Genomic DNA, 6,505 nt, shown 5'->3' on the forward strand with positions numbered 1-6,505 from the left:
GCGGCCCGCCCCCTGAGCCGGGGTCAGCCCCGGCCGGGTGGGCGGAGTCGGACGTCGGCCGCCGTCGGTACCTTCGTGGTCCGGCGGCGGCCGGCGCGGCGCGGCGGCGGCACCACGTGCGGACGGGATGGCCCCACCACCGGCGGGACGCACCGGTGGTCCACCGTGGCCGGTCGGGGCAGCGCGGCCAGGATCAGTCCGAGCAGCGCCACCGCGACGACCCCGTCGAGCCAGTAGTGGTTGCCGGTGCCGACGACCACGACCATGGTGACCAACGGGTGCGCCAGCCAGAGCCAGCGCCACCGCCCGGCGGTGACCGCCACCAGGGCCAGCGCCACCGCCAGCGCCCAACCCACGTGCAGCGAGGGCATGGCCGCGTACTGGTTGCTGAGCTGGTCGGCGTCGGGCGGCCCGTAGACGCTGGGGCCGTACCGGCGGCCGGTGTCGATCAGGCCGGTGAGCGCGGTCAGTCGCGGCGGCGCGAGCGGGACACAGACGTGCAGCACCATCGCCGCGCCGGTGAGCGCCGCGAGCGCCCGCCGCAGCCGCAGGTAGTGGGCCGGCCGGCGCAGGTAGAGCCAGACCAGGCAGAGCACGGTGGCCGGGAAGTGCACGTACGCGTAGTAGCTGTTGGCCAGCCGTACCGGCAGCTCGTGCGCCAGCAGCGGCGCCTGCACGAGCGCCTCGTCGGGCAGGTGCAGCAGCCGTTCCAGCCACCAGATCCGCTCCCCGTTGGCCAGCGCGGTGCCGGCCCGTCCGGCGACCAGTTGCCGGCCCGCCTTGTAGGCGAGGAAGAGCACCGCGACAAGCGTCAGTTCCCGGGCCGTCCGGCGCAGCGCGCCACCGGGCCGGGACGCGCCTCGCCTGGTGTCCATGCTCCTCCTTCGCCTGGGTCCGCCCGGCCGGCCGGCACGGACCAGGGCCGCCGCCGGGGTCGGCGACGGCCCTGGGGTTACCGGCTCAGCGGCGGGCGTGTTCCTCCCGGCCGGCCGGGTCGGTGTCCACCCCGTCGAACGCGGGCGCTCCGTCGACCGCGTCGGCACCCACCGCCACCGCACGGCCGGGGTCCGGCAGGTCGAGGCTGGAGCGCAGGGTAACCGGGCGCAGCAAGAGCGCCGCCACGACACCGACCACCGCGATCGCGGCCGAGATGAGGAAGATGTGCCCGGTCGCGTCCCCGTACGCGGCGCGGACGATCTGGCGTACCGGCTCGGGGAGCGCGTCCAGGTTGAGCGTGCTGCCGCCACCGCCGGTGGTGGGGATGCCGGCCGCGGCGAGGTCGTGGGTGATCCGGTCGGTGACCCGCCGGGCCAGGACCGCGCCGAGCACCGAGACGCCGATGGTGCCGCCGAGCGACCGGAAGAAGGCCACGCTGGCGCTGGCCGCGCCGATGTCCTTGAGCGCCACCGTGTTCTGCACCGCGAGCACCAGGTTCTGCATGGTCATGCCGACGCCGACGCCGACGACGAACATGGCCACCCCGACGATGACCAGCGAGGTCTCGTGGTCGATGGTGCCGAGCAGGGCGAACCCGGCCACCAGCAGGATCGCCCCGAACACGATGTACGGCTTGATCTTCCCGCTGGTGGTGATCATCCGGCCGGCCACGATCGAGGAGATCAGCACGCCGGCCATCATCGGGATGGTGAGCAGGCCGGCCTCGGTCGGGCTGTAGCCGCGGCCGATCTGGAAGTACTGACCGAGGAAGACCGCGCCACCGAACATGGCCATGCCGACCGCGAGGCTGCCCAGGATGGCGAGCGCGGTGGTGCGCTCGCGGACGATGTGCAGCGGCACCACCGGCTCGGCGGCCCGCGCCTCGACCCGGACGGCGAGCGCCAGCAGCAGCACCGCGCCGCCGACCATGGCGGCGGTCTGCCAGGAGAGCCAGGCGAACGAGTCGTCGACGAAGGAGATCCAGATCAGCAGCACGCTGACGCCGGCCGCGATCAGCGCGGCGCCCAGGTAGTCGATCTTGACGTTCTGCCGGCGCACGGTGGGCAGGTTCAGCGTGATCTGGAGCAGGAACAGCGCGATGATCGCGACCGGCACGCCGACGAAGAAGCACCAGCGCCAGCCGAGCCAGGAGGTGTCGACGATGAGACCGCCGAGCAGCGGGCCGCCGACCGTGGCGAGCGCCATGACGCCGCCCAGGTAGCCGTTGTAGCGACCGCGTTCGCGCGGCGGGATCATCGCCGCGATGGCCACCTGGACCAGCGCCTGGAGGCCGCCGACGCCGATGCCCTGGAAGGCCCGGGCGGCGATGAGCTGGCCGGCGCTCTGCGAGAAGCCGGCCGCGACGGAGCCGACCAGGAAGACCACGATGGCGACCTGGATCAGCAGCTTCTTGCTGAACAGGTCGGCCAGCTTGCCCCAGATCGGGGTGGTGGCCGTGGCGGTGAGCAGGGTGGCGGTGACCACCCAGGTGTACTGCGTCTGCGAGCCGTTGAGCGCGCCGATGATCTTCGGCAGGGCCGTCGAGACGACGGTGCTGCTCAACATGGCCACGAAGAGGACCAGCAGCAGGCCGCTGAGTGCCTCCAGCGTCTGCCGCCGGCTCATCGGCGCGGCCTCGGCCGTCATGGTGGGTGCGCTCATCGCGCGTCCTCCTGGGGTGTCGGATGGGGGGTGGCCGCTTGGTTGCCTCAAGCAATCATCAACAAATGTTGCCCATCAGGCAACTTTGCCCGTTGAGAAAAGGATCACGTACGCTGGCCGGCATGGACGAGTGCACCGGCCTGCGGGAGCGGAAGAAGGCGGCCACCCGCCTGGCACTGCACGAGGCGGCCCTGCGGCTGGCCGTCGAACACGGCCCGGACCGGGTCACCGTCGAGGCCATCGCCGACGCCGCCAACGTCTCCCGGCGCACGTTCTCCAACTACTTCGCCGGCAAGGAGGAAGCGCTGTTCCACGGCGACACGATGCGGCTGCGTCGGATGCTGGAACTGGTCGCGGCGCAGCCCACCGAGCTGCCGCCCTGGGCCGCGCTGACCCGGGCCGCCCTGGCCCAGGCCGACGAGGCGTACGACGACCCGGCCGAGCCGTGGCTGAACCGACGCCGTCGACTGCACGGCCACCCGAGCCTGGCGGCCCACCAGGTCGGCGCGTACACGGCCATCGAGCGGGAGCTGTCCGCCGAGATCACCCGCCGGCTCACCGGCGCCGACGGGCCGCTGCGGGCGCGGGTGCTGGCCGCCACGTTCCTGGCCTCGCTCCGGGTCGCCGCCCAGCAGTGGATCGAGCACCCGGACGCGCCGCTGCGCGACGTGCTGCGCGACGTGCTCGCCCACGCCACTCCCGTGGCCGAGGGACTGCCCGCCGAATCACCCGTGGCGGCCGAGCTGGGCTGACACACTCGGCCGGTGGGCGGCGATCGGTGGCGCAAAGGGCTCGGGCCCTCGGCGCGGGTCGCCCCGGCCGCCCGGGTGGACAAGTTCGAGATCTTCTTCGACCTCGTCTTCGTGGTGTCGTTCTTCATCATCACGCGGGCCACCGCCGCCAACGTGACGGTACGGGAGTTGCTGCACGCGCTGCTGGCGCTCGCCGTGCTCTGGTGGTGCTGGGTGGTGCACAGCGCGGTGGCCGCCCGACTGCGGCTGGGCGAGGGCTTCGTGCCGATCCTCATGGTGATCGGCATGGTCGCGTTGTTCACGTTCGCGCTGGCCCTGCCGCAGACATTCGGCGACCTGCGCCAGGGCACCGCCGGGCCGATCCTGGTCACGGTCAGCTACGTGGTCATCCGGGTCGTGCACACGTCGCTCTACTGGTACGCCACCCGCGACGACCCGGCGGCCCGGCGCAAGGTGTGGCTGTTCCTGCCCGAGGTGCTGCTCTCCACCTGCCTGCTGCTGGTGGCCGCGCTGCTGCCGCCGCAGGTGGACCCGGAGACCGGGCCGTGGCTGCGCGACGCGCTGTGGATCGCCGTGGTGGCGATCCAGTACAGCAGCGGGCTGCTGGCCGGCACCGACGGCTGGAAGATCACCTCGGCGGAGCACTGGACCGAACGCTACGACCTGATCCTGATCATCGCGCTGGGCGAGTCGGTCATCTCGGTCGGCGTCGGCGGCAACCTGCTCGGCAAGCCGGTGACCTGGCCGGCCATCCCGGCGGCGATCTTCGGCATCCTGTTCACCGCCGCGCTCTGGTGGGCCCACTTCGACATGATCGGGCCGGCCGCCCGGATCGCGTTGCACGCCGCCCGGGGCCAGCCGCGGGTGGCGATGGCGCGCGACGCGTACGCCTATCTCTACCTGCCCATGATCGCCGGGGTGATCCTGTTCGCGATCGGCGCGGAGGAGCTGGTCCGGACCGTCACCGACCCGGTGGGCGGCGCGGCGGAGCGGGGCCACGGGCCGGCGGTGCCGCTGCTCTTCGTCGGCGTGATGGTCTACCTGGCCGCCAACATGGCGTTCCAGTGGCGCACGCTGCGGACGCTGTCGTGGACCCGGCTCGGCACGCTTGTCGTGCTGGCGGTCGCGCTGCCGGTCGGCCGCCACCTGTCCGCGCTCGGCGCGCTCGGCCTGCTCACCGCGATCTGCCTGGCGCTGGTCGCGGTCGAGCTGGTGGTCTTCGCGGACGCCCGGGTGGCGCTACGCCGGGCGGTGCACCAGGAGCGGGCCAGCGCCGAGGAGAACGAGGCCGCCTGGCGGGCCCGGTGGCACGACGGCGAGTCGGAGTGACCTGACCGCGCCGGCCCGCCGCTCGACGCGGGCCGTAGAGTCTCCGGGTGATCGAGATCGCCACCGAGGTCGACCTGTTCCACCAGCCCGCCCGGATCTGGCGGGCGTTGACCGAGCGGGCGCTGCTGGCCAAGTGGTTCGCCGACAGCACACCGCGGGACGACCGCTGGACACTGGCGACCGCGGCGCTGCCCGGCTACGACGCCGACACCGAGGTGGAGCTGGTCGAGCTGCGCGCGCCCCGACGGCTGGTGGTGCGGTGCCGGGAGGGTGACCGGGCCACCCGGCTGGCCTGCGACCTCACCCCCAGCGGGCACGGCACCCGGCTCTCCGTCCGCGAGGTGCTGGAGGAGGGCGACTGGGACGCCGACGCGCGCGCCGAGCAGCACGAGCGGGCGCTGACCGGGCGACTGCCGGCGATCCTCGACTGGCTCGCGTTCCAGGAGGTGGACCTGCGCCGCGCCGAGGGCGGGCTGACCGCGGAGCTGCCGGTGATCCGCCTGCTCGGCGACGAGCGCGGTCGCCCCCGACGGCGGGTCCTGCTGGCCGCGGGCGCGGTGACGCTGCTCGCCGGCGCGGCCGGGGCGGCGCTGTGGGCGACCCGGGACACCCCGCCGTCGCCGGCCGCCCCGCCGCCGTCGTCACCGGCGCTGATCCTGCCCACCACCGCGCCCGCCGCGTCGCCGCGGCCCACCACCGCCCGGCCCACGCCGAGCGCCAGCCGCCGCAGCGCCTCCCCCTCGCCGTCGCCGTCGCGCTCCCCCAGCCGTACGCCGAGTCCGACGCCGTCGGTGGCCGCCGTCGGGCTGACCGCGACGTACCAGACCGTCACCGACCGGGTCTTCGGCTACCGGGGCGAGGTGGTGCTGCGCAATCCCGGACCGGCCCCCCGCTCCGAGTGGACGGTGACCGTGACGCTCGGCGACGGGGCCACCGTGGGCTCGGTCAACGGTGCGGAGGCGGCGCAGGACGGCGTGGTGGTCACGTTCACCGGCCCCGAGCTGCCGCCCGAGGGCTCGACCACCATCCGCTTCGACGTCCGGGACCCGGACCCGCTGCACGACGCCCCGGAGTCCTGCGCCGCCGACGGCGCCCCCTGCACCACGTCCTGACCCTGCTGGGATCATTCACATATTTCTATCGTTGAGGTCATGGGAGCGCTCCCGTAACATACCTGACGCGGCTGTTAACGCTCACAACACAATCGCCCCCGCGAATGCGCGAGCCGCCACCACCACAGGAGGAAGCCCCATGTCCAGATCCAGAGCGGCCCATGTCGGCCTGGTGTCGGCCGGCGTCGCGTTGCTGGCCTCGGCCGGTGTCGTCGCGGCGCTGCCGGCCGGCGCGGCAGCCGCCGGTTGTTCGGTGAAATACACCGTGTCGTCGCAGTGGGGCGGCGGCTTCGGTGCCGAGGTCGCCATCACCAACCTCGGCGACCCCCTCAACAACTGGACGCTGACCTGGTCCTACGGTGCCGGCCAGACCGTCACCCAGGCCTGGAACGCCACCGTCACCCAGAGCGGCGCGAACGTCACCGCCAAGAACGTCGACTACAACGGCGCCATCCCCACCAACGGCACCACCTCGTTCGGCTTCAACGGCGCGTGGACCAGCAGCAACCCCGCCCCCACCAGCTTCGCGCTGAACGGCGTCACCTGCACCGGCGGCACCGCCCCCACCACGCCGCCCACGTCCTCGCCCACCACGTCACCGACCAACTCGCCGACCCCGCCGCCCACCACGACACCACCGCCGGGCGGCACCTGCTCGCTGCCGTCGAGCTACCGGTGGTCCTCGACCGGCGCGCTGGCGCAGCCGAAGTCCGG

Annotated in this window: 6 protein-coding genes; 4 read left to right on the forward strand and 2 right to left on the reverse strand. The window is 73.4% G+C overall.

Features of this window, described 5'->3' with window-relative positions; all coding sequences use genetic code 11:
• Nucleotides 1-23: 23 nt before the first annotated feature.
• Both ACLQ2W_RS32050 and ACLQ2W_RS32055 read right to left on the reverse strand, forming a co-directional pair.
• Nucleotides 24-875 carry a phosphatase PAP2 family protein gene (locus tag ACLQ2W_RS32050; RefSeq protein WP_425791418.1) on the reverse strand — a complete coding sequence of 284 codons (852 nt, stop codon included), beginning with the start codon at nucleotides 873-875 and terminating at the stop codon, nucleotides 24-26.
• Between the two features lie 85 nt (nucleotides 876-960).
• Nucleotides 961-2,598 carry an MDR family MFS transporter gene (locus ACLQ2W_RS32055; RefSeq protein ID WP_425791420.1) on the reverse strand — a complete coding sequence of 546 codons (1,638 nt, stop codon included), beginning with the start codon at nucleotides 2,596-2,598 and terminating at the stop codon, nucleotides 961-963.
• A 122-nt stretch (nucleotides 2,599-2,720) separates the two neighbouring features.
• Between ACLQ2W_RS32055 and ACLQ2W_RS32060 the strand changes: the two genes are divergently transcribed.
• The 4 genes from ACLQ2W_RS32060 to ACLQ2W_RS32075 form a co-directional block, all read left to right on the forward strand.
• Complete coding sequence (locus ACLQ2W_RS32060; RefSeq protein ID WP_425791422.1) at nucleotides 2,721-3,350, forward strand: TetR/AcrR family transcriptional regulator; 630 nt, start codon at nucleotides 2,721-2,723, stop codon at nucleotides 3,348-3,350.
• Between the two features lie 12 nt (nucleotides 3,351-3,362).
• Nucleotides 3,363-4,679: a low temperature requirement protein A gene (locus tag ACLQ2W_RS32065; protein ID WP_425791424.1), complete on the forward strand. Its 1,317-nt coding sequence runs from the start codon at nucleotides 3,363-3,365 to the stop codon at nucleotides 4,677-4,679.
• A gap of 47 nt (nucleotides 4,680-4,726) precedes the next feature.
• Nucleotides 4,727-5,791 carry an SRPBCC domain-containing protein gene (locus ACLQ2W_RS32070; protein WP_425791426.1) on the forward strand — a complete coding sequence of 355 codons (1,065 nt, stop codon included), beginning with the start codon at nucleotides 4,727-4,729 and terminating at the stop codon, nucleotides 5,789-5,791.
• 139 nt (nucleotides 5,792-5,930) lie between these two features.
• On the forward strand, nucleotides 5,931-6,505 hold a 575-nt coding region (locus tag ACLQ2W_RS32075; RefSeq protein ID WP_425791427.1), incomplete at its 3' end, for a non-reducing end alpha-L-arabinofuranosidase family hydrolase.

The sequence above is a fragment of the Micromonospora sp. DT227 genome (assembly GCF_049841835.1).
Taxonomy (GTDB): Bacteria; Actinomycetota; Actinomycetes; order Mycobacteriales; family Micromonosporaceae; genus Micromonospora.

Coding starts and splice junctions, on each gene's coding strand:
- ACLQ2W_RS32055 (WP_425791420.1), bottom strand. CDS start 2,598: ATGAGCGCACCCACCATGACGGCCGAGGCCGCGCCGATGAGCCGGCGG.
- ACLQ2W_RS32050 (WP_425791418.1), bottom strand. CDS start 875: ATGGACACCAGGCGAGGCGCGTCCCGGCCCGGTGGCGCGCTGCGCCGG.
- ACLQ2W_RS32060 (WP_425791422.1), top strand. CDS start 2,721: ATGGACGAGTGCACCGGCCTGCGGGAGCGGAAGAAGGCGGCCACCCGC.